The following is a 25,227-nucleotide window of genomic DNA, read 5'->3' on the forward strand; positions in this document are numbered from 1 at the left end:
AATTTTTGCCGTAGATAGAGATAAGAAAAATCGAGGTGATAGCATGTTGAGATATTTACATCATAAAGTCCGGGGATTGCCAACACCGGTTGCAGGGTTGGCCTTAGGCATCGCGAGCTTAGGCTTATGTTTAGAGAATGCATTACCCCTGAAGGGAATAGGGCAGAACATTGGCGCTCTAATAGCCGCAACTCTGCTCAGTGTGATGATTATCCGTTTTATTCTTCATCCCGATACTCTGACTCAAGATATTAAGCACCCTGTTGTAGGCAGTATTGTTCCGACATTTGCGATGGCAGCAATGGTTGTCTCTAAAGCACTCGGCAATTTCCTACCAACAGCGGGTGAAATACTTTGGCTAGCAGCTGTCTTTGTACATTTAACCGCCCTAGCTTTTTTTATTTATTACCGTGCAAAAGAGCCTAATTTGCATCACATGGTGCCGAGCTGGTTTATCCCTCCCGTGGGGATTATTGTGGCCGACGTGATGTGTCCAAGTGATGCATTTCATACTTTGGCATTAGTGTTATTAGCCATAGGCATGATCAGTTACCTGCTAATGCTACCTATGATGATTTACCGTTTCATGTTTCGCAACGAAGTCCCTGATGCAGCAAAACCGACCATTGCCATTATGGCCGCGCCTGCCAGTCTGTCATTAGCCGGGTATCTCACTGTAGTTAAAGAGCCTTCTCTGTTGATTTGTGCGGTGCTGCTGGGTATCGCGTTGTTAATGACGATCGTTATTTATTGTGCTTTCTTCCGCTTAATGAGACTGCCTTTCAGCCCAGGTTACGCCGCATTTACTTTCCCCATGGCGATAGGTGCTACCGCGCTATATAAAATGGCGAATCTTGTCGGGCAATATCCGCAAGCCATTGAGTATGCCCAGCAGCTACATATGATTGCGACATTAGAAGCGGTTGTTGCAACATTAGTAATTAGTTATGTCGCTGTAAGGTTTATCCATAACTATTTAACTCCTCGTCGGTTAACGAGTTATCACCAAACGACTAAATAAATGGATTTACATTAAGGAAGGATATAATGGAGAATTCTAATCAGGCTTCAATAATTCCCGCAATCGCGATAGTTTTTTTTCTAAGTTGTTTCGTCATAGCACTATTTTTATAGTTTTATCTGCTTTCTTAACACATCCGTAATTTATTGAACCTAATAACATAGGGCTTTAATATGAATAATGTTATAGAAAAATGCGCCAAGAGAGGACTTATCGTCGATATTAGCTATACCATTGACCATCAGAAACAAACGGTTTCTGTTTGTGAGGTATTTACTAATAAAGAAACACTGTTTAATTTCCTGGGTGAGCTAGATCAGAAAACAAGAAAAGTAACGACTGAAATGCATCGCTGCAAAATATCTTATAAAATACAAGAGAGTGATAATAAATACATTCTTGATGCACACTTTCAATTTGCATGTCCAAATGAAGCACTGATATTTGAAACAGAAATAAACCATGACATTTTTCTGTATCCAACTATTAATGGCTATTATTGAGGTGATATTGTGGCTAAAGATAAATTTATTACTCACAGCTTTCCAGATGTCCTATGTTGGATTGAAAACAATATTCACCGTGGAATAAAATCCACGGATGTGGTCGCCATTACTGGATACTCGCGATCGTATTTTTTACGCGAATTTCAACTTGCCATCGGTGTGAGCCTCTCTCAATACATTCGAGAGCAAAGATTAAGAATTTCAGCAAGTAAGCTAACATGGACTAATTTAAAAGTTCGAGAGATTAGCGAAGAAATGGGATTCCCGAGTCAAAGCACATTTTGTCAGACATTTAAAACATACTTCAATATATCCCCAAGTGAATATCGTTATAACTCAAAACTTCTATAAAAGTAACAAGCAGAGGGTTGGGACCACAGAATATATCTGAATATTATTCTTATGCCTTGGAATCCGGTTAATAAAATGAAAAGACAATTTAAAGAAAAAACGGTGCTATCGGCTTTCCCTGAAATAAGGGATTGGATATCAAAGAAGATAGAAAATGGGAATAGGGTGGCGACATCAGACGTGGTCTCTATTTCTGGTTATTCACGTTCTTATTTCCTGAGAGAGTTTGATTATCACCACCAAATATCGGTCTCAAAATACATTAAGCGCGAGCGACTATATCATGCACTTAATAAAGTATTAGAATTAAAAAACAGCAATACAACATTAAAAGAAATTAGTATGACGTTGGGTTTCCCAAGCCAAAGCTCATTTTCAAGAGCATTCAAATCTTACTTTGGCGTCTCACCATCAAAATATGTACTTATCAATGCACTTATGGATTATTGAATTAATAGTTAAGGAGAGAATAAACAATGAGCTCAATTTGCGTTGATTCAGAATTAAAACAAGATCATTGGTATCGAATTGCAGCAGAAATGCTGGGCCAGGCCAGGATTGCAATAAACGGAACTAAACCACAGGATATTAGAGTTAAGAACCCGAAGTTTTTTCAGCGCGTTCTTCAAGAGGGCTCTCTGGGGTTAGGTGAAAGTTATATGGATGGTTGGTGGGAGTGTGACCGTCTAGATATTTTTTTCCAGTGCATTTTAGCCTCTGAACTTGATAATCAACTTCCTAAACGTCTTAGTGATGTTGCCCGCATCGCCTCTGCTCGTATCTTTAATTATCAAACACGTAAACGCGCCTGGATCGTAGGTAAAGAGCACTACGATTTAGGCAATGACTTATTTAGCCGTATGCTCGATTCTTATATGCAATATTCCTGCGCATATTGGAAAGAGGCCGAAACATTAGAACAGGCGCAGCAGGCCAAATTGCGGATGATCTGCGAAAAATTACAGCTAAAACCCGGTATGACGTTGCTGGATATTGGCTGTGGTTGGGGCGGGTTATCCGCATTTGCGGCTAAAGAGTATGGTGTGTCGGTAAAGGGCGTCACGATTTCAGTTGAACAACAAGTCATGGCACAGGAGCGCTGTAAAGGTTTAGACGTACAAATTCAGTTGCAAGATTACCGTGATCTCAATGAGCGATTTGATCGTATTGTTTCGGTTGGTATGTTCGAGCATGTCGGCCCAAAGAATTATCGCACTTATTTTGAGGTGGTCTCTCGCAGTCTTAAACCTGACGGTTTATTCCTGTTACATACTATTGGCTCTAATCAAACCGACCTTAACGTCGACCCGTGGATTAATAAATACATTTTCCCTAATGGCTGCCTACCGTCGGTGACACATATTGCCTCCACCAGTGAAGATCTGTTTGTACTGGAAGATTGGCATAATTTTGGCTCCGACTATGACCGCACACTAATGGCCTGGTTCGATGCTTTCCAGCAAAGTTGGCCGCAGATTAAAGATAATTACGACGAGCGCTTTTATCGTATGTTTACTTATTATCTTAATGCCTGTGCCGGCGCTTTTCGTGCCAGAAATATCCAGCTTTGGCAGGTATTGTTCAGCCCTAAAGGTGTTGATGGCGGTATTCGAGTCTATCGTTAATGGCAGCTACCCAGATAAAAACAACTGCCGGTTGAATCATGGCGGCAGTTGTTAAGTATAAAAAAAGATGCGTCAGCGCTGATTGTGTCTGTCGGCGAACGTGAAGATATAAGGTGCACCATGATACAGTTGGATCTGATTTATATCCGGTGAATTATCATCGATAGTCAACCCGGGGAAATCGTGTGGCTGGATCAGATTGTCCATTATGTCAGACACAACCGGATACTCTGTGAAATCAGGACTTGCCTCATATTTATCGCTGATCATATCTAGCCTTTCGAAGAAAGCCTCCTCATGATCTTCATGCCGCGTTGCCGCCTGGCGAAGGGCATTCAGGTTGCGTGACCTAAGATGAGCTTCACGGTCCGGCGCTGTGTATCCTATGAAGTCGGGAATTGGCCATCCCAGCTCTTGAGCCACACGACGCGCGAGAATCTCAGTCGGTCCTAGCTCTATATTGCTATCTCTGGATGGATCGCTAGCTCCAGTAACATGATGAATAATCTCGTGAATCAGCCCTTCCTGCCATGATGGCATCTCGTACGAGTCAGCATCCGGTGCCACACCAAAACTGACATAAGGTTTCTCGTGATCGTTTTCTCCCGCCTCACAAATGGGAAAAATTGGCTCTTGCCCGACATCGTATTCATATAATTCGGCACACGTCAGCGATTGAATATCATCAACTTCGACGGGGGATTCTCCGTTGATCTCGTATTCGTTTCTGTATTTAATGTAACCAAGGTGCACTTCCTTATTATGAATGCCATAGCTTACGGCGTCACGAAAGGTCTGTGACCGGCTCAAAGCATCAAGTACAGTGTTACCGATCATATCGACTGTATGCTGATCGATGAGTCTGCTACAGCTGTCATGGACGGCATGAATGACATTTTGGTATAGATTGCCTAAATCGGCGGCGGAAAGTGGTATTCGCTGGCCTATATCCAACACGTAATCCGCATAGGCATTGTCCGAATGATTAGGGACAGCAGCAGCAGAGTATCCTGCCTGGGCGGAAAAGTTGAAGCTGGGCTGGAGAGAGGGAATTTTCATGTTGATACCTAATATGGTTTTGTACATTTCAGAGTCGCCAACTCGCGAGTACCAGTGCGGATTTATCCAGTTCCTTCAAGGATAGGAGCCATTTTATGCTTTAATTTTCTGGTATTTTGGGCGCTAGTAGACAGCATAGCTGCCCAGGTCATATTTTTATCCCGACTGGAATAGTTTTTCTATCAGGAAAAAACACCTTTTCTCTATAAACAATATTAGGTATGAATACGGAGTGCGGCACTCAAATTTAGCGTTTTCTGTTGCCGAAAAAAGCGCCACTTTTAGATGCCTCTACGTGAATTCTGGTGTACTAAGATACTGCCAAAAAGACAGAATTCACGTAGCGTATGCGAAATCTATATTTTCATTTTGTATTCAATAGGTTATGTATAGAAAATCATTCAGAATAGGGCAATAAACAAGCGATTTTATTCAAGATTGGCTTTATAGACAATTCTGGCTCTGTCTGTATGACAAAACGCAGTGTAGGAATACCAGGATTGGTGACAACAGAATAAACACATTGCTAAGATAGCCGGCTTGTTGCGTAGCGAAGAGAAATGCATCCCGAAGATACGATGAGTGGTTGATGTTTAAATTCAAAAGTGTCGGCGGACACAGTCAGATTGGACAGCTAAGAAAAACGAGTGACCCAATTTAACTTCACGGGTTGAAGCCGCAGGTTGAAATTGAGCACTGAGGTCAGTCTTTTGATACTCCATTGGCAATTGGCAATTTGAAAACAGCGGGAAAAATGGGGGAGGCCATGATTATGGTTGGCAGACTCTGATGGCAGTTGCAGATCGTTATTATAATATTCAATTTAACATAATATACATTATACGCACCAAGATAAAGATGGGCAGGATCTGGGGTTTTGAGCTTTGCATTGATGCTGATTGATTGAGTTCTGCTACCTGACTAACCATAAAAATTCCTTGCTGACTCTAGCTCAATCCGGCCAAAGATGGTCATCCGCAAGCGCGTAACTTAGCCGACTGGATAAAATTGACTATAGGAACAATACTTAATACGGTTCCATATGGTTTTTAGCTATCTTTATGAGAGGAATATTATGAATTTATTGAAAAAAATGGCAATGTTAGCTGTTCTCGCCGCATTCTCTTCCGGTGTAATATCCGCTGAGCTGTTGACTAAAGAAGATCTCAACAAAAATCCTGGTCAGTATGAGAAAATCGGGAATATTGTTACATCCAATGAAATGGCACCGATGGATGCTCGAGAAGAGTTGTCAAAAAAAGCAGATGAACTGGGTGGCGATTATTATGTAGTTACATCAGCAAATACTGATAATAAGATTCATGCTACCGCTGATGTGTATAAGAAAAAGTAGCCACTATATTCGGTGGATTTTATTGAATTACCTTGCTACAGATCCCCGTTGCATCCTCAACGGGGGTCTGAAATAATTTCATGATTTTTCTGATTACTTGTGACACTGTCACTCAATAAGCCTCTTCTGAATCCGGTATGCTCAAAATATGTTATAGGACCACATGGATTTGAAACGTGATTTCAGTGTTCAGTCTGCCCTATTTATCTCTATTAAAATCAATTCACTTCAGCCATCTTGATATGTATAAAACGGGGCCCTAAGGCTCTAACTTAGTGCGCCCCGCTCTATTTAATACCGCTTTCGACAAAGGCGGATTTTCACAATATTAAGCTAACGGCTAAAAGTTAATTCTGAAACCAATATTGGCTTTGATCGGCACTTCAATATTACGGCCGTTAACATAGTCTATTTCCGCAAACATAGAAGTATGCTTATTCACCGATAGATTCAGACCAACACCATATTTACCGGCAGTACCAGAAAAATCATTGGTGAACTTTGTCGTATCATTAATATAGACAGGGTTATCCGATATCAGCTCGTGTTCCGCTGCAATCTTGATATACGGGCTCAAAATCGCTGTTTCTGCCACAATAAACTCAGCACCGAGTGAGAAACCGACCTCCCCCAGTAACGATTCTTGATGGTCGATTTTTGCTTGCATACCGTTACTAAGCTGGAAATCTTTGCCCTTAACCGTTGAATAGCTCATACGTCCATAGGGTTCAACAAATAGACCAAAACTATTGTTCTCAAACTGGTGTTTATATCCCAGTTCCAAGGATGTACCGATACCATTTTGCTTATATTTAGCCTGTGCCAAACTACCGTTAGTTGTTCTTACGTTCAGGTCATTATCAAAATGAGCATACTTTACTACAGCATCAATGTAGACATTATTTTCTGCCACATACGTTGCATAAATACCGCTGGTATAGGTATCGATATTGCTGGTGCCACCACGGTTATGCTTCACTTTATTGTCTGACACAGATGTGCTAATCCCCACCATCAGTTTATCGTTGCCGATATCAAAGATTTGATCGCCACCCAACTCCATGCCGCTGCGTTCCAGCTTATAGGCAGAATTTTCAGGTCCATTAATTCGTAAAGTACGGGTTAAAAGCCGTCCCCAAACGTTAGAATTCTCGCTGGTGTTTCTCGTCATATCACCACGACGCATACGCAAGTTTTCCAGCTCATCATTTAGAATAAACTGACTGGCGGAAGCCATACTGATGACACCATCAGTAGATGGGCTGGTCTGAGGACGATCTGGAATCAGTCGGGAATCGACAACTTCTTCTTCTGTCAGCGTTGATAAATCCGACGGCGTCAGGAACCAGGTATAGCGTTCGCCATTGCGGACAGAAGCCAGAGAGTAAGTATAGGCACCAATATCCACACATTTATTGTCGTTCAACTGGAACTGGCCACTCTCGCCTTTGCCCACATAAATCAGAGAAAGGCCTTCTTTGCTGGTTGGTTCTCTGCCGCTGTCCTGAATCATTACGTTGAACTTCCCGCTCGCCTGTTTAATGTCCAACATGTCGCCCGTTAGTGTCGATACATCAGTATTCATTGTAATAATGCCACTGCCATCGGAAGTCATCCGATCAACATATAACAGCTTAAATTCCCCTAGCGGCGAAAACACAAAGTTGGAACCGCCGTTGATGTTGATCTCATGAATATACGAATCATAATAATGTGGGTTCTCATAGGTTGCATTTAGGTGACTACCACATGAATAACAACCGTCGTCGATAAGGAAACTATTACAATTATCTGAATCAGTACAATTCCCCAGATAATTAAATACTGAATTATTACTCAGATTCAGTGCAGTATTAGTTAAGCGAAAGCTACCGTAGAATTCGCTGTAGATGCCAGAGGAAACTGTGGAGTTATCCAGATTGACCTGAACCGCATCTTTGACAGATGTGGTGTCATATATCGATTGTCGGCCATTAATCAACAAGTTGTTAAACTGCCCCTGACTGTCCGTCAGATTAATCGCGATAGTATTACCTCTATCTTCCCACTCGCTGTAGCTGCAACATCCCTCTTTACTGATACCAGCCAGCGCTTGCGCACGTATTAAGCTGTGATTAAAATTATACGCCACAGTTAAATCCCGTTGTTCCTCATCAGCCCAATCGGAAACCGGATAAATATTCAATATAGTGCCTAAGCGGGTATCTAAAATGTCGCGTTCGATATCTTCGTCATCATTTGAGATATGTTTCTTATCATTAATAATTGTGGAGTCATTAATCGATATAGCATTAATGGTGCCTGCATCTAATAAATCAGGAAAATAAATGCTAGTATTAAAGATAGTATCAGCATTGGCGCGAATGAAAGAATTATTTAGTGATAAAATATTTTTATTAATCTCATCGCCCATGTAATATTTATCTATATAAAAGAGAGAGGTAATTCTTTCTGTTGTATCAATATTCCATTGATCAAAACTAAAGCTACCCGGTTCCCCCATAAGGTGAATGATAGTATTTTCATAATAATAGTCCCAGTCGTATCTATCAAATTCAATATTATCATCATTAATATTCAGATTTTTAATAAAAAAAGCATTTTCTGAATAATTTACTATATCGAAGTGATCACCCAAATTAATGCTCCCGCCACCAAAATCAAGCGTATTATCGGGGTGCCCATCTTCCAGATTACATCCGCTGTCATCACAGTAGTCTTCAGGCCCGCTAGCGGCAGCATAGCCAGAGAATACCATGCTTAAAAATACGATAAGTAATGCAGATTTATTAATATATTTCATTATAATTAACATTCCTTGTAGTGATATGTTTATGTGACTCGCTAAATGGAATACATACAATTAAGCGAAGTTTTTGTTATCAAATTGTTTTAGCCACAGGCTGCCGCTGATTAATAGCTACATGAAAATTTCTCGACTCCATAATGAGTAATTGAAAAGAAAGCAATCGTTAAATATTTTTGTGCTTTGGGTGTTTCACACTGATAAGTGTTAACAGAAAAATTTAGAGATACTGTCTGTTAATGGCATATTAAAACGATATTTTTTAAATCCCCTGCCCCAGCAGATACAATCTTATCGCCGAGAGAGAATACATTAGAAATAAGTGTCAATTAGCCAGGTTAATTATTTCACGGCAGGAATGATAAATATTCATACAGTGATTTAACACTCTCATTGACGTATAACTGAATAAAGGAAATTCAAACCATTACAATCCCATTTAATGACTATGGATATCACTATACTCGATCTATTAATCTGTTTAAAACCAATAATATAGATCATTTCCCTATAACATCGAGCTTAACAAGTCATATAGACTATTGGTTACCTATTGCGCAGATTTTTCGATCGCATTCGCTAAAAAAAGTGAATTTATATATCAACTCTATGATTCAATCTGGTTAATTATATTTTTAATTGAAATACAAAAAATAAGTAAAATCCTTATCTACATTGGATATATCCTACAGTCGTAAATGAATTTACGCACAATCAGGGTAATATATGGCCGTTTAAATGCAGCAGACTGGGTGATTACCCTGTTTATGGGGATAACGGTCAGTGGTCACAGACGAAACATCTAATTCAAATTTTCAAACCTCATTTTAGATCTGAAATTAGAGTCTCAAATGTAGATTATTATCTTATTAGAATTGGCGCTGCGCATTGCCGAGTGGTTCATCCCTATCGCGCGGCAATGATCCCACTGGAAAATTTCCAGATAGCATTTGTGGTTATTGGTGCGGTCGCATTACTATCGCTAGTAGACACATTGACGCTTAGCGGGATGCGGGCGATGAAGTGTGTAAGAAGCCAGTCAGATGCGGAAATGTAAAATAGTGATGTCGCAATGGCTTCCTTGCAGACTCAAGGGTATGTTAATCATATCAATTATAATATTGGCAACGAAAAATAAGGAATGCATATGATCGTTTTCGTCACTGGCGCAACCTCAGGTTTTGGTGAGGCTATCGCCCGCAAATTTATCAGCCACGGTCATCAGGTTATCGCGACAGGCCGTCGTCAGGAGCGGCTGGAAGAGCTAAAAACAGAACTGGGCGCAAAGCTGCATATCGTGCGGCTAGATGTACGAAATCGTGCGGCTATTCAGCAAGTTATCGACGAACTCCCCGCCGAGCTGAAAAATATCGACGTGCTGGTGAATAACGCCGGTTTGGCATTGGGGTTGGAACCAGCTCACCGGGCCAATGTTGAAGACTGGGATACCATGATTGACACCAATACCAAAGGTTTGGTGAATATGACGCGCGCGTTATTGCCGGAAATGGTGGCGCGTAATGTGGGTCATATTATCAATATTGGTTCTACCGCGGCTAACTGGCCTTACGCCGGTGGTAATGTGTACGGTGCTACCAAAGCCTTTGTTAAGCAATTCAGCTTAGGTCTGCGCGCTGATTTGCATGGCACACATATTCGTGTGACTGACATTGAACCGGGGATGGTTGGTGGTACTGAATTCTCCGCCGTCCGTTTTAAAGGTGATGGCGAGCGCGTGAATAAAACTTATGATGGTGCAAACCCGTTGACACCAGAAGATGTCGCCGAAGCCGTGTATTGGGTGGCCACTCTACCTGCTCGCGTTAATATTAACTCACTGGAAATGATGCCAGTCAGCCAATCCTTTGCGGGATTAAGTATTCACCGCGAAGGTTAGTCCAACGCATAAAGTCACTGGGGCATAGCTCATTTATCTTCATGGGCTATGTCATAATTTACTTAGGTGCCAGTGGGACATTTTCATGCATCGATATCCCCGCCCCTTAATTTACCCGCCAACCGGCGACAATAATGAGCATACCCGCCAAAGCGACTCCCGCACCGACCCAATCAAATACCGAAAGTTTGATACCATCGACCACGCGTAGCCAAATTAATGCTGTTGCCACATATACCCCACCATAGGCAGCATAGACGCGCCCACTGGCAGCAGGATGCAGTGTCAGTAACCACACAAATAGAGCCAAACTCGCAGCCGCCGGTAGCAATAACCAGATTGTTGCGCCTTTACGTAGCCATAAATAAGGTAAGAAACAGCCGATTATCTCAGCTAATGCGGTAACAAAAAAAAGTAACGATGTCTTTAACACATGCAGATCCCTTGGTTTTGCTGGCATAAATAACACCCAACCAGCAGTGATAATTAACATCAGGTTACTCTACATAGTCTAAACAAGACTGTCGCTAGCTAGTGTATCGGCTACGAGCAATGATATAATTTTTGCATCCGCTGATAGCGTGCCATTAATTACATGATGATTTAACATCACCGACTGATAAAGGACTTAAGACGATGAAGATAAATAGCTTGCCACGCCTGATCCGCGCATTTCTGCCGGTCGCTGTGCTTGCCTTGCCACTGACCTGGCAAACCCCGGCGTTAGCGCAATCGGCAACCTGCACTCAGGGCAGCACCTGTGTTTCTGTCGGTGGGAACAACGACCCAATGTCCAAAGAGCAGGCCCGGCAAAGCCAGCAGCAGTGGGATGACACCCATCGTCTGCGCAATAAAGTGAATAGCCGGGTAGAAAAGAATTTTGATAAATATGATCGTGCTGAAGATGCTAAAGATAACTGCGATCGTAGCGATAATCTGAACGCTTATTGGGAACCTAACACTCAGCGCTGCCTGGATCGTCTGTCTGGTCGCCAGATTAATCCGTAATGGGCCGCGATGTGTCAGATTTACTTGAGGTTATGTGAGTCTGGGCTATCCTTTAGGTACCATTTAAGAATCAATACGTTAGGCAAGCTATTCATCCACATAAGGATTTTATGATGAAAAAAACGCTTATTATCAGCACATTGCTACTTTCTCTGGCGCCATTGGCTGCTTTGGCATCTTGCGAAACTGTCAAAGCAGATATCACACAAAAGATCATCAATAATGGTGTCCCGGAATCCGGTTTTAAACTGGAGATCGTCCCTAATGATCAGGTTCAGCAAGCCGGTGGACAGGTTGTTGGCCATTGTGAAAATGATACCCAGAAAATTGTTTATACCCGCATCACTAACGGCGAGTAATTTCTCAATTTTCTAGCAGGGCGTACCCTTAGGTGCGCCCTTTTGTTTTATAAGTCATCTTCGAGCTTACTCACATGCCAGCCAGTTGCTTTATATGAAACGACCTGCCCACCTTTATTATTACCGCGCGATGCTGCGCCGGCTACTGATCGCTATTATGCTCGGCATGATGTCGGCATTGATTGTGTGGTTGTTCCATCAGGCTATGTTAGGGTTGGAGTGGCTATTATTCGCCCGCACGGATGGCAGTCTGGTTGCGGCGGCCTCTTCTATTACCGGCTGGCGGCGGGCACTAACCCCAGCACTCGGGGGCTTGGCGGCCGGTTCACTACTGTGGGCCTATCAGCGCTACCAACATCGTCAACCCAGTGCGCCAACTGATTATATGGAAGCCATTGAAATTGGTGATGGTCGGCTAGATGTTTCCGCCAGTCTGGTAAAGTCGTTGGCCTCTTTACTGGTGGTTTCCAGCGGCAGTGCCATTGGTCGTGAAGGCGCCATGGTTCTGTTGGCCGCTTTATTTGCTTCCGTTTTTGCTCAGCGTTATGCCAAACCTAAAGAGTGGAAACTTTGGGTGGCTTGTGGTGCGGCGGCCGGTATGGCCAGTGCTTATCATGCGCCTCTGGCGGGTAGTCTGTTTATTGCCGAGATTCTGTTTGGCACCTTAATGTTAGCCTCTCTCGGGCCGGTGGTGATCGCCGCAGTCAGTGCATTGCTGACCACCAATCTGTTACACGGCGGTCAGGAGACTCTTTATCAGGTACAGGCGCTACCTTCACCCTGGCCGATACAGTATCTGTTGATGGCATTATTGGGATTACTCGCCGGTTTTTGTGGGCCACTGTTCCTGCGGGGTATGACCGCCAGTGGACATGCATTCCGCTCGTTGAATCTATCGCCCCCACTGCAACTTGCACTTGGTGGTATTATCGTTGGGCTATTATCGTTGATTTTCCCTGAGGTCTGGGGGAATGGCTACAGTGTGGTACAGTCATTTTTGACCACGCCACCCGGGGTGTTATTAATTGGCGGCATACTGATATGCAAGTTAATGGCGGTATTGGCGAGCAGCGGTTCAGGCGCGCCCGGCGGGGTATTTACCCCGACACTGTTTGTCGGGGCAGCATTGGGCATGTTATGCGGGCAGATGTTTGCCTGGTGGCCAATACTCGGAGACAACATTGCAGTACTCATGGCATTGACCGGTATGGCCACATTACTGGCAGCCACCACTCACGCGCCAATTATGGCCGCGCTAATGGTCTGCGAAATGACGGGGGAATATACCTTACTCCCCGGGCTGCTACTATCCTGTGTTATTGCCACAACAATAGCTCGCTGGTTACGCCCTAATTCAGTATATCATTCACGTTAAAATAGGCTGACAATATTAAAACGACAGAAATTATTTATTTAGCTAAGAATCATCGCCTGCAATATTTATATTATCGACTCATAGCCGTCAAATCTAAATATTTTGCCAGCGGCTTTTGTTCTGGATGAGGCAGATAAGGTAATTGTCCTAACTGCGGAGCTGGTAAACGGTCGCGTAACATTGCGATGGTTTCAGCATAATGTGCCAGCCCAGGGTTAATTCTATTCGCGACCCAGCCCAATAAAGGTAATCCATCATTGATAATGGCTTGTGCCGTTAATAAGGCATGGTTAATACAGCCTAATTTAATCCCGACCACTAAAATAACTGGCAATTGTTCTTGTACAACCCAGTCAGAATAAAAGCGTTGGTCATTCATCATGACTTTCCAACCGCCACAGCCCTCGACCACCACCGTATCTGCTTTAGCCGATAATTGCTGCAACCCTTCGGTCATCTTGTTGTAGTTTATCAGGGTATCCGAGCAGGCATGGATTACATCGCCGACTAACGGATAGGGGTTAACTTCCTGATAATCAACTTCAATTGATGATGAAGCTTGTAAAATCAGTGCATCCTGATTACGAAATCCATCGGGAGTTTCTTTGCTCTCGATCGCCACGGGTTTATAACCCACCGCTGTTCTGCCATTTTGGCTTAAGGCCTGAAGTAAGGCCCGTGACACTACGGTTTTACCAACAGCAGTGTCGGTTCCCGTCACAAATATCCGCGTTAACATAACAATACTCCGCAATCTGGCCACTTCGACTCACGTTTTTCCGCATAACATTAGCGAAATTGGCAACATGGTTAAAAGTCTAGGCGATGCCAGAGATGGACAGCTTGCGTTAGCGCAATGTTTTGCCGAACTGGGAGAGGTTTTTAACAGATAGCGCCAAATAACGTTGAGCATACCCACTAATAATTAACTCTTAATTATTAGTGAATACTTTATCCTTGCAGTAATTTAACCAGTAACGAGCCGTTATATAACGCTTCTTTTACTAATGCCGCACCTGGCATTGTTCCCTGATTAAAAAATGCGGTGGGTTCAACTAAAATATTCTCGCTGTAAGCGGGCAGCGCTTGTTGCCGAATACAGGATGCTATTGCCGGATGTAGAATAGCCGCCGCTTTATTTAGTGGCGAGCCAACCAGAATTTTTTCCGGATTAAATAAATTAACCATGATGGCAATAATTCGCCCCACACTGTGGCCAACACCCAAGATAATATCTTTAGCTAATTGGTCACCTGCCAAGGCGGCATCACAAAGAGACTCAACACTTAATGGCGTACCATGTAATAACGAGCTCATCGAACCATTTAAGCGCTGCTGAGCAAGCTCCAACATGCTTTCAATACTGGCCACTGTCTCAAGGCAGCCATGATTACCGCAGTAACAGCGTTTACCATAAGGATCGACTTGAGTATGACCAATTTCTATCACACTGCGGCTACCCGCATGCAATACCCGACCGGCGGTAATGACCCCCGCCCCCACATTATGATCAATCACCACCTGAATAACATTTTGACAACCACGGGAGGCACCATACAGTGCTTCAGCCATGGTCCAGGCGCAAATATCGTGTTGCAGATAGACAGGTAATCCGGTTCGCTGCTCCAATGCGGGCCCTAGCAGCATTTCATCCACATCATAAAACGGCATTTTATGCACAATACCTGCCGGGGCATCAATAATGCCGGGCATGGTAATCGCAATGGCTGTCAGCCTTTCAAGCTTTTCCTGATGGCGGATAAAGAATTGATCAACTTCGCTGAGAATACGATTAAGAAGTGGCTCTGGGTGGCTGTCCGGTAATGGAATTTGATCTTCGACCACCAGTTTACTGCTGAGGTCGCGCAGTGCGAGCGTGATAGAACCTCGGCTGATACGTCCAGAAACATAATGCCAGGCTTCGGTGTCGAGTACCAAGCCAATGGCAGGCCGCCCACGACTACCAACATCTTGATATTCGGTCTCTTTTACCAGATGAGCTTCTACCAATTCACGCACAATTTTGGTGATGCTGGCGGGGGCCAGCTGCGCCCTCTTAGACAGTTCAATGCGGGATATCGGGCCGAACAAATCAATCAGCCGATAAACGGCCCCTGCATTGGTCTGCTTGATTTGATCAATATGCCCAGGCTGTCCATCCGTTATCACTAAACCGGCTCCTTCTCTGCCACCGAGTATTTTTCGCGCTTCTAAATAAAGATTATCGGCTATGTTGGGGCTTTTAGCATATGGCGTCAACTATTTGATTAGTTATGTGATTTACTGCACATAATCACTGATTTTCTTGCACACTGTGCTGGTTATTTATACGAACTAAGCCCAGGGAGATCCGCGACCATCAGGCGAATCAATGCTTCAGCAGGAGCCGTCACGGGCCGATGCTTATGATTGACCAACCAGACCTCGGTGGTGGCACTGACCTCAGCTAAGGGTAAATATTTCACCCCATCCACTTTTACCCGCGTAAACGACGCCGGCAAAATAGAGACCCCTAATCCGGAAGAGACCAAGCCGACAATCGTCATCGCCTCGCCAACTTCTTGCGTAATATAGGGTGTGATACCGGCCCGGGCGAGCAGCGTGAGAATTTCATCATATAAGGCCGTGCCCACCTCTCGCGCAAAAAAGACAAAGGGTTGCTCGGCCAGTGAACTGTATTGAATGCTCGGTAACGCCGCTAATGGATGCTCTTCGTGAACGACGGCCACCAATGGCTCACGTAGCAATAGACGATATTGTAATGCATCCGGCAAGCGGGTATTGCGCATCACCCCAAGATCAAGCCGCCCATCCAATAGCGGTTCGATTTGCTGCTTGGTATTGACCTCCTGCATTTTAATATGCACTTGCGGATGCAGTTGACGGAACGCCCGTAAATTCTTCGACACCGCACTAATAAAAGGAGCGGATGAGGTGAAACCAATGGTGAGTTCGCCAGATTCTCCACGATGCAGGCGGGCCGCCTTCTCAGATGCTGAGTTTACCTGCGCCAAAATTTGGTAAGACTCTTTTAAAAACAGAGTGCCCGCTTGGGTCAGACTGACATTCCGATTATTACGAGCCAATAGCCGGGCACCGATTTGCTCTTCCAGGATTTGAATCTGCTGGCTCAATGGCGGTTGAGAAATCCGCAAGCGCTCAGCTGCCCGCCCGAAATGCAACTCTTCCGCCACGGCGATAAAATAACGCAAGTGCCTGAGTTCTATACTCATTCAACCTCATTGAGACTTTAAACGTCTTATTCTGAATAATTAATATATTAGACAAAAAACTCTACTATTTCTATGATCTTGCTATTGCAGCAGATTGTTTTGATTTTTTTGATTGAAGGAAATACCGTGACCAGCTCTTTGCGCCCTACAGATACTGTAGCGCCGACTCCCGCAGCAAATGATGATGCCAGCGTGTTAGTGGCAGAATCGAAAGTGACTCGTTTAGCTAAACGCCCCTATATTCAACGCGGTACGCCAGAATTTATCCGCGTCACACTGGCCTTCTTTTCGGCCGGGCTTGCTACCTTTGCCCTACTTTATTGTGTCCAACCCATTCTGCCGCTGCTGTCGCAGGATTTTAATATTTCGCCGGCGGAAAGCAGTTTGTCACTTTCGACAGCAACCGGGATGTTAGCTTTTGGCCTAATGTTTACCGGCCCACTTTCCGACGCCGTTGGACGCAAGTCAGTGATGGTCGTCGCACTGATGCTGGCAGCAATCTGTACACTAATTTGCTCATTTATGACCAGTTGGCATGGGATTTTACTGATGCGGGCGCTGATTGGTTTGTCCCTTAGTGGGGTAGCCGCCGTGGCGATGACCTACCTCAGTGAAGAGATTCACCCGAGCTTTGTTGCGCTATCCATGGGGCTATATATTAGCGGTAATTCCATTGGCGGCATGAGTGGTCGTTTGGTCACTGGGGTGCTGAGTGATTTCTTTTCATGGCGAATTGCACTGGCGGTAATTGGTTTATTTGCTTTAGCGGCTGCTTGCATGTTCTGGCGTATTCTTCCGGCGTCGAAACACTTCCGCCCTACTTCACTGCGGCCTCGGACACTTGCCATTAATTTTAAACTGCATTGGCGCGATTCAGGTTTGCCACTGTTGTTTGCCGAAGGTTTCTTGATTATGGGGAGCTTCGTGACCTTATTTAATTACATCGGTTATCGTTTACTGACACAACCTTATTATCTCAGCCAAGCCGTGGTGGGATTATTATCGATTGTTTATTTAACCGGATCTTATAGCTCACCCAAAGCAGGCTCTTTGACCAGCCGTTATGGCCGAGGGCCAGTATTAATGGCATCAATAGGCATGATGTTGGTGGGTGTTATAATTACTGGCTTTTCACCGATAATTACGATTTTTATTGGCATGATGGTATTTACCGCTGGTTTTTTCGCCGCACACTCAGTTGCCAGTAGCTGGATTGGCCGCCGCGCCCGCCGCGCAAAAGCCCAAGCCTCGTCGCTGTATTTATTTTGTTATTATGCCGGTTCGAGTGTAGCGGGAACATTAGGCGGTATTTTCTGGCTTAATTTTGGCTGGACTGGGGTGGTGGTATTTATCGCCATCCTACTGTTGCTAGCCTTGTATGTCGGGCAACGGTTACGTCAACTTCCCGAAGCGGCAAGAATTTAATCCTTAATCCGCTATCTGACGTCAAACTACAATTTGACGTCCTCTCATTTATGTACTTATTATTAAAGTGAAACTTAATACCACGAGTGACTACGTAAAGTATTTAGGGATTTTTTACGATAAATGTTTCTTTAATTTATTTGATGTTAGGAGAACGTATGACAGCTCACTTTTTGACGCTTTGGGATATTCTGGCAACCACATTTTCAATTTTCTTCTTTATAGCGTACTTGCTGATCCTGTTTCAGGTAATTTCTGACCTTTTCAGAGACCATGAATTAGGCGGTGTTTATAAAGCGATATGGATTCTGTTTTTACTCTTTATTCCATTACTCACCTCTTTGGTGTACCTCATTACTCGAGGCAAAGGCATGGCGCAGCGCTACCGCGCATCAGTACAGAAGTCTGTTGCTGATACTAATGACTATATCCGTCATGTCGCCGGCAAATCACCCGCTGAGCAGATTGCTGATGCTAAGAAATTATTGGATGAAGGCACCATCACTGAAAGCGAGTACCAGCAGTTGAAAGCCAAAGCTCTGGCTTGATTTATAACGTTATCCAGCATATTTAACGGATAGAAAAGGCTAAATGTCAGTATCCCTGCCATTTAGCCTTTATTGTTATTTCACTCCCTAAATAAAAAGCAAAAGCACATTTCAGCTTTACCACCATTCCCCCTATAATGCCCTTTCACTATTCGTCTATTTAATTGCGAGATTCAGGAATGAAACATTCACCGTTGCGGCGTTCGCTATTATTAGCGGGAATTACCCTCCCCTTAGTCAATTTTAGCCTGCCAGCCTGGGCTGCGGCCCCATCCGACTTATTAGGCAATCAATTGGCTGAACTGGAGCGGAAATCAAATGGTCGTCTAGGGGTCACCATGATTAACACCGCTAATGGCAGGAAAATTCAATATCGCGGAACTCAGCGCTTTCCTTTCTGTAGCACATTTAAATTTATGTTGGCCGCCGCAGTATTGGGCAAAAGCCAAACCCAGCCGGATTTGCTCAATAAACACATAAAATATCGTGAGAGTGACTTATTGTCCTATGCGCCGATTACGCGCAAAAATCTGGCTCATGGTATGACTGTCTCGCAATTATGTGCGGCCACCATGCAGTACAGTGATAACACCGCGGCAAACTTGTTAATCAAAGAGTTAGGTGGTGTAGAGTCAGTTAATGCGTTTGCCCGCAGTATTGGCGACCAGGCATTTAGATTAGACCGCCTGGAGCCGGATTTAAATACCGCCCTGCCAAATGACCCGCGTGATACCACCACCCCTGCAGCCATGGCTGCCAGTATGAACAAATTGGTGTTGGGTGATGCGCTCCCCGCCACGCAGCGAGAGCAGCTCACCCTATGGCTTAAAGGAAATACCACGGGCGCAGAAACTATTCAGGCGGGTGCTCCGGCGGACTGGATTGTGGGTGATAAAACCGGCAGTGGCGATTATGGTACGACCAATGATATTGCCGTGCTCTGGCCAACTCAGGGAGCACCGATAGTTATGGTGGTTTACTTTACGCAGCGAGAGAAAGACGCCAAACCGCGGCGCGATGTATTGGCGGCGGCGACTAAAATAGTGCTGTCGTCGTTATCCCCCGCAAAGTCATGATGATTGTAGGCAGGCGTGCAGCGGCTAATTTATCAAGCCAGAATATCATTGCGCTGCATTGGTAACATTCATGGAGTTATCGGCCGAACAAGGCTGACTGCGACCATTTTTGCTTATCAGCCAAAATGCGGCCTATTATGCGATTAGTACCCCAAGGACGGGGTATTATCTTATGTAACCGCCCTACGCTTCAAAAACAACTTTGCTATCCCTCCTAATTAGCGCCTTTAAATTGCAACGCCGGGCTTTCAGATGTTGCTTTTTAGTGATATAAGTAATGTATGTTGTAACTAAAAAAAACTATTATAAGAAAAGACGATGAATAAATATGATTTGATAGACCGGCTAAATAACCGATTCTCTTCTCTGGAGATCGAATTACAGCACCTCCACCAGCAGCTTACAGAGTTGCCCTTGCTCGCAGCGCGCGTTTTTTCTCTGCCTGAAATAGAAAAAGGCACTGAGCATCAGCCTATTGAGCAGATTTCGGTCAGCACTACGATAGGAAATGAAGCCAGAGACCTGGCTTTGCAGCATTATCAGCGTCTGTTTATTCATCACCAAGGGCAGAATATCAGTAGTAAAGCCGCGGTCCGTCTCCCCGGGGTACTCTGTTTCTCCGTCACAGATAACCAATTAAACGCATGTCAAAAGACTATCTATCAAATTAATCAATTAAAAACCGAACTAGAGCACCTCATTACCGTCGAGTCTGGCTTGCCAAGTGAACAACGTTTCGAGTTTGTGCATACCCATTTACATGGGTTGATAACATTAAATACCTATCGCACTATTACTCCGCTCATTAACCCCAGTTCGGTGCGCTTTGGTTGGGCCAATAAACATATTATTAAGAATGTCACTCGCGAAGAAGTACTGGCGCAGCTAAATAAAAGTCTGAATGCTGGACGTGCAGTTCCCCCTTTCAGTCGCGAACAATGGATGGAATTAATCAGTCTGGAAATTAATGATGTGCAGCGCCTGCCCGAAAATACGCGCCTGAAGATCAAGCGGCCGGTAAAAGTACAACCCATTGCACGAGTCTGGTATCAAGAGCAGCAGAAGCAAGTGCAACACCCCTGCCCTATGCCATTGATAGCATTCTGTCAGGTTGAGTCGGAACTGGAATTACCGAAGTTAGGTGAGTTAACTGACTATGATGCCAACCATATTAAACACAAATATAAACCCGACGCTAAACCTTTGCGTTTGTTGGTGCCAAGGCTGTATTTACATGTCGAAATAGAGGGGAAAAATATAATATAATTATTATATTTCCCAAAAACCTAAAAGTTATGCTTCTCTCTGGGTTATTATTGCAGCTCAATCACCAGAAGAAATTAACCCCTTCACGTAGAACTTTCTTAGGGATATATTGATTCAACCCTGATGCATGGCAATATTCAATCAAATCGTTCAAGGAGTGACAGCCCACTTTTTCATAAATAAATCTAAGCCTATTTTCAATGGTTCTGTTTGATAGGAATAATTTCTTTGCTATCTCTTTGGCTGTCATCTTTTGAATGGCATAAAATATGATATCAAGCTCTTTTTCTGAAAAGTCATCTACTGGTGGGGTCAGTGTAACAACCGCGGGTTTTAAATTTTTAAAAAAATCACAGACAGAAATAAAGTTAAATTTTTTGCCAAAAAAAACAGTCCCTAACACATCCCCATTAGGGTTATAAATAGGAAATTTAGGGAAGTACCACGGTGAAAGAACTTTTTCACGGCCAAAAGACGAAGTGACAATGATCTCCGCCCCCTCTCTGCTTTGCTCAGCCTTTCTGTCGTGGGCCTTGAAATCGTCACTATACTCAGACCACGAGCATGGCATTTCCTCATCTAAACGCCCTTCAAAATCAAAACCGGGTTGAATATCAAACAAATCTAGACAAGATTCATTTAAATAAACGAATTGGGATTTATTATCTTTTATCGCCCAAGGAATGCTGGCCTTCTCCATTATAGCAATGAGCGGTATTTCACTAAGTGAATCAAGGGTTAAGCTAGATTCATCGGATTGACGATTTGAACTGACTATTTTGGCTTTTTTATCTTCCATAAAATAAACTCCTGCCGAGTAAAAATAATACTTTGATAAATACAAACCATCTTAATTATAGCTACCTAACGGCTAACGTAGAAATACTAATAAATAAAATCATTCACGAAAGTAAATAACAGCTCGCTTTGAAATACATTATTGAAATATATCATACAAAGATAAGCAAAAATTATTCTAAGCTAGAAGCGAAAAAAAACACCACCTAAATAAAATTATTTTTCCTTTTTTACCCGGTGACCAGACACTCTTTTAATTTTTACGCTTATTACATTCTGCTAATATAGCGCAGTTAGATTCCCCCCTAACCACACCGAAAAAAGATCCCGACATGGTAGGAGAGACTCAAATGGGCATTACTTCATACTTCCGACCATATCTTCCGGCTTAACCCATTCATCAAACTGTTCGCTGGTCAGATAGCCTAACTTCAGGGCCGCCGCTTTCAGTGTTAGCCCCTCTTTGTGCGCCTTTTTAGCAATCTCCGCCGCTTTATCGTAGCCAATATGAGTATTCAGCGCAGTAACCAACATCAGTGACTCATTCAGCAACTGTGTTATACGGTCGCGATTGGGTTCAATACCCATGGTACAATGCTCATTAAAACCGCGCATACCATCAGCGAGCAAACGGATGGATTGCAGGAAGTTATGTATCACCAGTGGGCGGAACACATTCAATTCAAAATTACCGGATGCCCCACCAATATTAACCGCCACATCGTTACCCATAACCTGCGCGCATAGCATGGTCATCGCTTCACATTGTGTCGGGTTAACTTTACCCGGCATGATAGAACTGCCTGGTTCATTCTCTGGAATCGAAATCTCGCCAATCCCACACCTTGGGCCGGACGAGAGCCAACGCACATCATTAGCAATCTTCATCAGCGAAGCCGCCAAACCTTTTAAGGCTCCGTGGCTATGAACTAATGCATCGCACGTGGCTAATGACTCAAATTTATTTGGCGCAGTGATAAATGGTTGATGAGTTAAGGCGGCAATCTCATTTGCGACGCGCACCGCATACTCAGGATGGGTATTCAGGCCCGTGCCTACTGCAGTCCCCCCCAGCGCTAGCTCACATAAATGAGGAATGGTTGCCTCTATATGCTTCACACTGTGGGATAACATCGCCACCCAGCCCGAAATCTCCTGCCCCAGCGTCAATGGTGTGGCGTCTTGCAGATGTGTGCGACCAATCTTCACAATATCGCGATAGGCTTCGGCTTTGTCCGCGAGTGTCTGCTGCAATATCTTCAGTTCTGGCAGCAAATGTTCACGTAGCCCAATAACTGCGGCAACGTGCATTGCCGTCGGGAATACATCATTTGAACTTTGGCTTTTATTGACATCATCATTAGGGTGAACCAGACGATTATTACCCCGCTCTCCCCCTAACAGCTCGCTGGCGCGGTTTGCCAATACCTCATTCATATTCATATTGGTCTGAGTACCAGACCCGGTTTGCCAAATAGACAGCGGAAATTCACCGGGATGGCAATCATCCAACACTTCATCGGCGGCCCGCATAATGGCCTTTGCGCGCTCAGCAGGTAGCAAGCCAAGGTCCATATTCACCTGTGCCGCGGCCCGCTTAGTCAGCGCCAGAGCATGAATCAGCGCGGTCGGCATTTTCTCTTGTGAAATACGAAAATGCTCCAGTGAACGCTGGGTTTGTGCGCCCCATAATTGACTGGCCGGTACATCGATTGGCCCCATAGAGTCTTTTTCACTGCGGGTGGTCGCCATCACGGTCTCCTTAGCACTTAAAACAGTAGGTTGAGGTAAGTCATGCCACTCTTATTGGTTACACGACAACAGTAATAATGGCATATTTAGCGCCATCTTTATGCGATTGATTCGCATTTCTATCAATTAGTAATACCCGTTAGTCGGGCGAGTAGCATTACCACTTGCAACCCCTCTGGCCCCATTGTTTACTAAGAGACTATTTTTATTAGGGCGCTGGCCTTTTTAAGGCAATGAGTTTTCAGCTGACCTCGGCATAAAGCTCATTATAGCCCGCAACAAATGGCAGAAAGTAACCATGCAAAAAATGAAAAACGCGGTACAAAACTATGCTTGGGGCAGTACCAATGCACTCACTGAGCTGTATGGTATTGCCAATCCACAAGCTAAACCTATGGCCGAACTGTGGATGGGCGCGCATCCCAAAAGCAGCTCTGAAGTGGCAGATGCCAACGGCCAATGGCACTCACTGCGCGATGTGATTGAACAAGATCCCGATGCCAATTTAGGCCACGACGTTTTCCAACGTTTTGGTGAGTTACCTTTCCTGTTCAAAGTGCTGTGTGCTGCTCAGCCGCTGTCGATTCAAGTACATCCCAGCAAGCGCGCCGCCGAAATTGGCTTTGCTAAAGAGAATCAGGCCGGTATTCCACTCGATGCCGCCGAAAGAAATTATAAAGATGCCAACCATAAGCCTGAGCTGGTTTATGCCCTGACACCTTTCCAGGCCATGAACGGTTTCCGCACCCTTGATGATATTGCAGCATTGCTACACCCCTTGGCGGCAGCGCATCCCGATATCGCCGCATTCCTGCGCGAACCGGACACTGAACATTTAGCCACACTATTTGCCAGTTTGCTGAGTATGGAGGGTGAACCCAAAACGCGCGCACTGGGCATATTGAAAGCAGCATTGAATAACCAGTTGGGCGAGCCTTGGGATACTATCCGCAGCATTTCGCGTTTCTACCCTGAAGACAGTGGCCTGTTCTCACCATTACTGCTGAATGTGGTGACGCTGCAACCGGGCGAAGCGATGTTTTTATATGCCGAGACTCCTCATGCCTATCTGGATGGTGTGGCGCTAGAAGTGATGGCTAACTCAGATAATGTGTTACGCGCCGGGCTAACCCCTAAGTTTATCGATATTCCAGAGTTAATGGCGAATCTGCAATTTATCCCTAAACCAGCCGATACTCTGCTTACCCAGCCGCAGCAACAGGGCAACGAGTTGGTCTTCCCTATCCCGGTTGAAGACTTCGCTTTTTCGCTGCATACATTAACTGCCGATCCGCAACTATTAGCGCAAAATAGCGCCGCTATCGTGTTTTGTGTTACCGGTCAGGCGGTACTGAAAAAACAGCAGCAAGAAATTACCCTGCAACCGGGCGAATCTTGTTTTATTCCGGCCAATGAATCCCCGGTTAGCGTGCAAGGTGTTGGCTCAATTGCCCGTGTCTACAACGCAGGGTGAACGAAGTACCTCATTTTGTTGTCTATTGCTGGCCTTTTACTGCCTGAATAGATAGATTTCGGGGTCGCAATTAACATTTGCACCGCTAAATGGGTTTTTAGGCTCAGGATCGTTTCTGTTATAGGTTATAAATGATTATTCGCCGCAATAATATTTGTGTAAGTTTAATCAAGGCCTATATTATTTTGGGGGGTGCTATTTCTAGCACTCCCTTAGTGTCATACCCAGTAGTTGCAAGATGCTGGGTATATTTAACTAGTGACTCATTACCGCGTTCAACGTAGTGAATTTGGT

General features: G+C 44.3%; 23 protein-coding genes. 15 read left to right on the forward strand and 8 right to left on the reverse strand.

The annotated features are described in order from the left end of the window. Window positions 1-43: 43 nt before the first annotated feature. The 5 genes from N0H69_RS14185 to cfa all read left to right on the forward strand — a co-directional run bounded on the left by N0H69_RS14185 (window position 44) and on the right by cfa (window position 3,503). Window positions 44-1,021 carry a TDT family transporter gene (locus N0H69_RS14185; protein WP_151419870.1) on the forward strand — a complete coding sequence of 326 codons (978 nt, stop codon included), beginning with the start codon at window positions 44-46 and terminating at the stop codon, window positions 1,019-1,021. A 173-nt stretch (window positions 1,022-1,194) separates the two neighbouring features. Next, window positions 1,195-1,524, forward strand: coding sequence for a DUF406 family protein (locus N0H69_RS14190; RefSeq protein WP_050107004.1), 330 nt, complete (start codon window positions 1,195-1,197; stop codon window positions 1,522-1,524). 9 nt (window positions 1,525-1,533) lie between these two features. After that, complete coding sequence (locus N0H69_RS14195) at window positions 1,534-1,878, forward strand: helix-turn-helix transcriptional regulator (protein WP_072077504.1); 345 nt, start codon at window positions 1,534-1,536, stop codon at window positions 1,876-1,878. A gap of 75 nt (window positions 1,879-1,953) precedes the next feature. After that, window positions 1,954-2,328, forward strand: a complete 375-nt coding sequence (locus N0H69_RS14200) for a helix-turn-helix transcriptional regulator (RefSeq protein ID WP_072077518.1) — start codon at window positions 1,954-1,956, stop codon at window positions 2,326-2,328. 26 nt (window positions 2,329-2,354) lie between these two features. Next, window positions 2,355-3,503 carry a cyclopropane fatty acyl phospholipid synthase gene (cfa, locus tag N0H69_RS14205; protein ID WP_050151220.1) on the forward strand — a complete coding sequence of 383 codons (1,149 nt, stop codon included), beginning with the start codon at window positions 2,355-2,357 and terminating at the stop codon, window positions 3,501-3,503. A gap of 72 nt (window positions 3,504-3,575) precedes the next feature. Here cfa and N0H69_RS14210 read toward each other — a convergent pair whose 3' ends face one another. Beyond that, entirely contained in the window at window positions 3,576-4,589 is a 1,014-nt protein-coding gene (locus N0H69_RS14210; RefSeq protein WP_151419871.1) for a M85 family metallopeptidase, read from the reverse strand. A 1,048-nt stretch (window positions 4,590-5,637) separates the two neighbouring features. Between N0H69_RS14210 and yahO the strand changes: the two genes are divergently transcribed. Continuing rightward, window positions 5,638-5,916: a DUF1471 family periplasmic protein YahO gene (yahO, locus tag N0H69_RS14215; protein WP_050106997.1), complete on the forward strand. Its 279-nt coding sequence runs from the start codon at window positions 5,638-5,640 to the stop codon at window positions 5,914-5,916. A gap of 340 nt (window positions 5,917-6,256) precedes the next feature. On the opposite strand, the gene N0H69_RS14220 is transcribed toward yahO, so the two are convergent. Beyond that, complete coding sequence (locus N0H69_RS14220) at window positions 6,257-8,719, reverse strand: autotransporter outer membrane beta-barrel domain-containing protein (RefSeq protein WP_050151221.1); 2,463 nt, start codon at window positions 8,717-8,719, stop codon at window positions 6,257-6,259. Between the two features lie 1,150 nt (window positions 8,720-9,869). On the opposite strand from N0H69_RS14220, the gene ydfG reads away from it, so the two are divergent. Then, window positions 9,870-10,619 carry a bifunctional NADP-dependent 3-hydroxy acid dehydrogenase/3-hydroxypropionate dehydrogenase YdfG gene (gene ydfG / locus N0H69_RS14225; RefSeq protein ID WP_050121342.1) on the forward strand — a complete coding sequence of 250 codons (750 nt, stop codon included), beginning with the start codon at window positions 9,870-9,872 and terminating at the stop codon, window positions 10,617-10,619. Window positions 10,620-10,725: 106 nt separating this feature from the next. Here ydfG and N0H69_RS14230 read toward each other — a convergent pair whose 3' ends face one another. After that, the gene (locus N0H69_RS14230) at window positions 10,726-11,052 is read right to left on the reverse strand and encodes a YnfA family protein (RefSeq protein ID WP_050151264.1); all 327 of its coding nucleotides are present in this window, start codon (window positions 11,050-11,052) and stop codon (window positions 10,726-10,728) included. Between the two features lie 203 nt (window positions 11,053-11,255). On the opposite strand from N0H69_RS14230, the gene N0H69_RS14235 reads away from it, so the two are divergent. The 3 genes from N0H69_RS14235 to clcB all read left to right on the forward strand — a co-directional run bounded on the left by N0H69_RS14235 (window position 11,256) and on the right by clcB (window position 13,361). Further along, the gene (locus N0H69_RS14235; RefSeq protein ID WP_050106992.1) at window positions 11,256-11,627 is read left to right on the forward strand and encodes a DUF1283 family protein; all 372 of its coding nucleotides are present in this window, start codon (window positions 11,256-11,258) and stop codon (window positions 11,625-11,627) included. Between the two features lie 113 nt (window positions 11,628-11,740). Continuing rightward, window positions 11,741-11,986: a DUF1161 domain-containing protein gene (locus tag N0H69_RS14240; protein WP_050106990.1), complete on the forward strand. Its 246-nt coding sequence runs from the start codon at window positions 11,741-11,743 to the stop codon at window positions 11,984-11,986. A gap of 94 nt (window positions 11,987-12,080) precedes the next feature. Continuing rightward, window positions 12,081-13,361: a voltage-gated ClC-type chloride channel ClcB gene (gene clcB / locus N0H69_RS14245; protein ID WP_050134451.1), complete on the forward strand. Its 1,281-nt coding sequence runs from the start codon at window positions 12,081-12,083 to the stop codon at window positions 13,359-13,361. Window positions 13,362-13,431: 70 nt separating this feature from the next. Here clcB and bioD read toward each other — a convergent pair whose 3' ends face one another. The 3 genes from bioD to N0H69_RS14260 form a co-directional block, all read right to left on the reverse strand. Then, on the reverse strand, window positions 13,432-14,100 hold the full coding sequence (bioD, locus tag N0H69_RS14250) for a dethiobiotin synthase (protein WP_050106987.1): 669 nt from the start codon (window positions 14,098-14,100) through the stop codon (window positions 13,432-13,434). A gap of 212 nt (window positions 14,101-14,312) precedes the next feature. Continuing rightward, on the reverse strand, window positions 14,313-15,530 hold the full coding sequence (gene mlc, locus N0H69_RS14255) for a sugar metabolism global transcriptional regulator Mlc (protein WP_050106985.1): 1,218 nt from the start codon (window positions 15,528-15,530) through the stop codon (window positions 14,313-14,315). 152 nt (window positions 15,531-15,682) lie between these two features. After that, window positions 15,683-16,594, reverse strand: a complete 912-nt coding sequence (locus tag N0H69_RS14260; RefSeq protein ID WP_050106984.1) for a LysR family transcriptional regulator — start codon at window positions 16,592-16,594, stop codon at window positions 15,683-15,685. A gap of 126 nt (window positions 16,595-16,720) precedes the next feature. Between N0H69_RS14260 and N0H69_RS14265 the strand changes: the two genes are divergently transcribed. The 4 genes from N0H69_RS14265 (at window position 16,721) to tus (ending at window position 20,909) form a co-directional block, all read left to right on the forward strand. Further along, a complete protein-coding gene (locus N0H69_RS14265) occupies window positions 16,721-18,019 on the forward strand; it encodes an MFS transporter (protein WP_050151266.1) in 1,299 nt (432 codons plus the stop codon). 158 nt (window positions 18,020-18,177) lie between these two features. Next, window positions 18,178-18,567 carry an SHOCT domain-containing protein gene (locus N0H69_RS14270; RefSeq protein ID WP_050106982.1) on the forward strand — a complete coding sequence of 130 codons (390 nt, stop codon included), beginning with the start codon at window positions 18,178-18,180 and terminating at the stop codon, window positions 18,565-18,567. Window positions 18,568-18,746: 179 nt separating this feature from the next. Then, window positions 18,747-19,643, forward strand: coding sequence for a class A beta-lactamase (gene bla, locus N0H69_RS14275; RefSeq protein WP_050106980.1), 897 nt, complete (start codon window positions 18,747-18,749; stop codon window positions 19,641-19,643). 318 nt (window positions 19,644-19,961) lie between these two features. Continuing rightward, window positions 19,962-20,909, forward strand: a complete 948-nt coding sequence (gene tus / locus N0H69_RS14280) for a DNA replication terminus site-binding protein (RefSeq protein WP_050151222.1) — start codon at window positions 19,962-19,964, stop codon at window positions 20,907-20,909. Window positions 20,910-20,970: 61 nt separating this feature from the next. On the opposite strand, the gene N0H69_RS14285 is transcribed toward tus, so the two are convergent. Together N0H69_RS14285 and fumC are read right to left on the reverse strand one after the other, a co-directional pair. Beyond that, window positions 20,971-21,708, reverse strand: a complete 738-nt coding sequence (locus N0H69_RS14285; protein WP_050151223.1) for a helix-turn-helix transcriptional regulator — start codon at window positions 21,706-21,708, stop codon at window positions 20,971-20,973. A 356-nt stretch (window positions 21,709-22,064) separates the two neighbouring features. After that, window positions 22,065-23,459, reverse strand: a complete 1,395-nt coding sequence (gene fumC / locus N0H69_RS14290) for a class II fumarate hydratase (RefSeq protein WP_050151224.1) — start codon at window positions 23,457-23,459, stop codon at window positions 22,065-22,067. A gap of 298 nt (window positions 23,460-23,757) precedes the next feature. Between fumC and manA the strand changes: the two genes are divergently transcribed. After that, on the forward strand, window positions 23,758-24,933 hold the full coding sequence (gene manA, locus N0H69_RS14295) for a mannose-6-phosphate isomerase (RefSeq protein ID WP_050151225.1): 1,176 nt from the start codon (window positions 23,758-23,760) through the stop codon (window positions 24,931-24,933). The last annotated feature ends 294 nt before the right edge of the window (window positions 24,934-25,227 follow it).

It is taken from the genome of Yersinia alsatica (assembly GCF_025133195.1).
In the GTDB taxonomy this organism is placed as follows: Bacteria; Pseudomonadota; Gammaproteobacteria; order Enterobacterales; family Enterobacteriaceae; genus Yersinia; species Yersinia alsatica.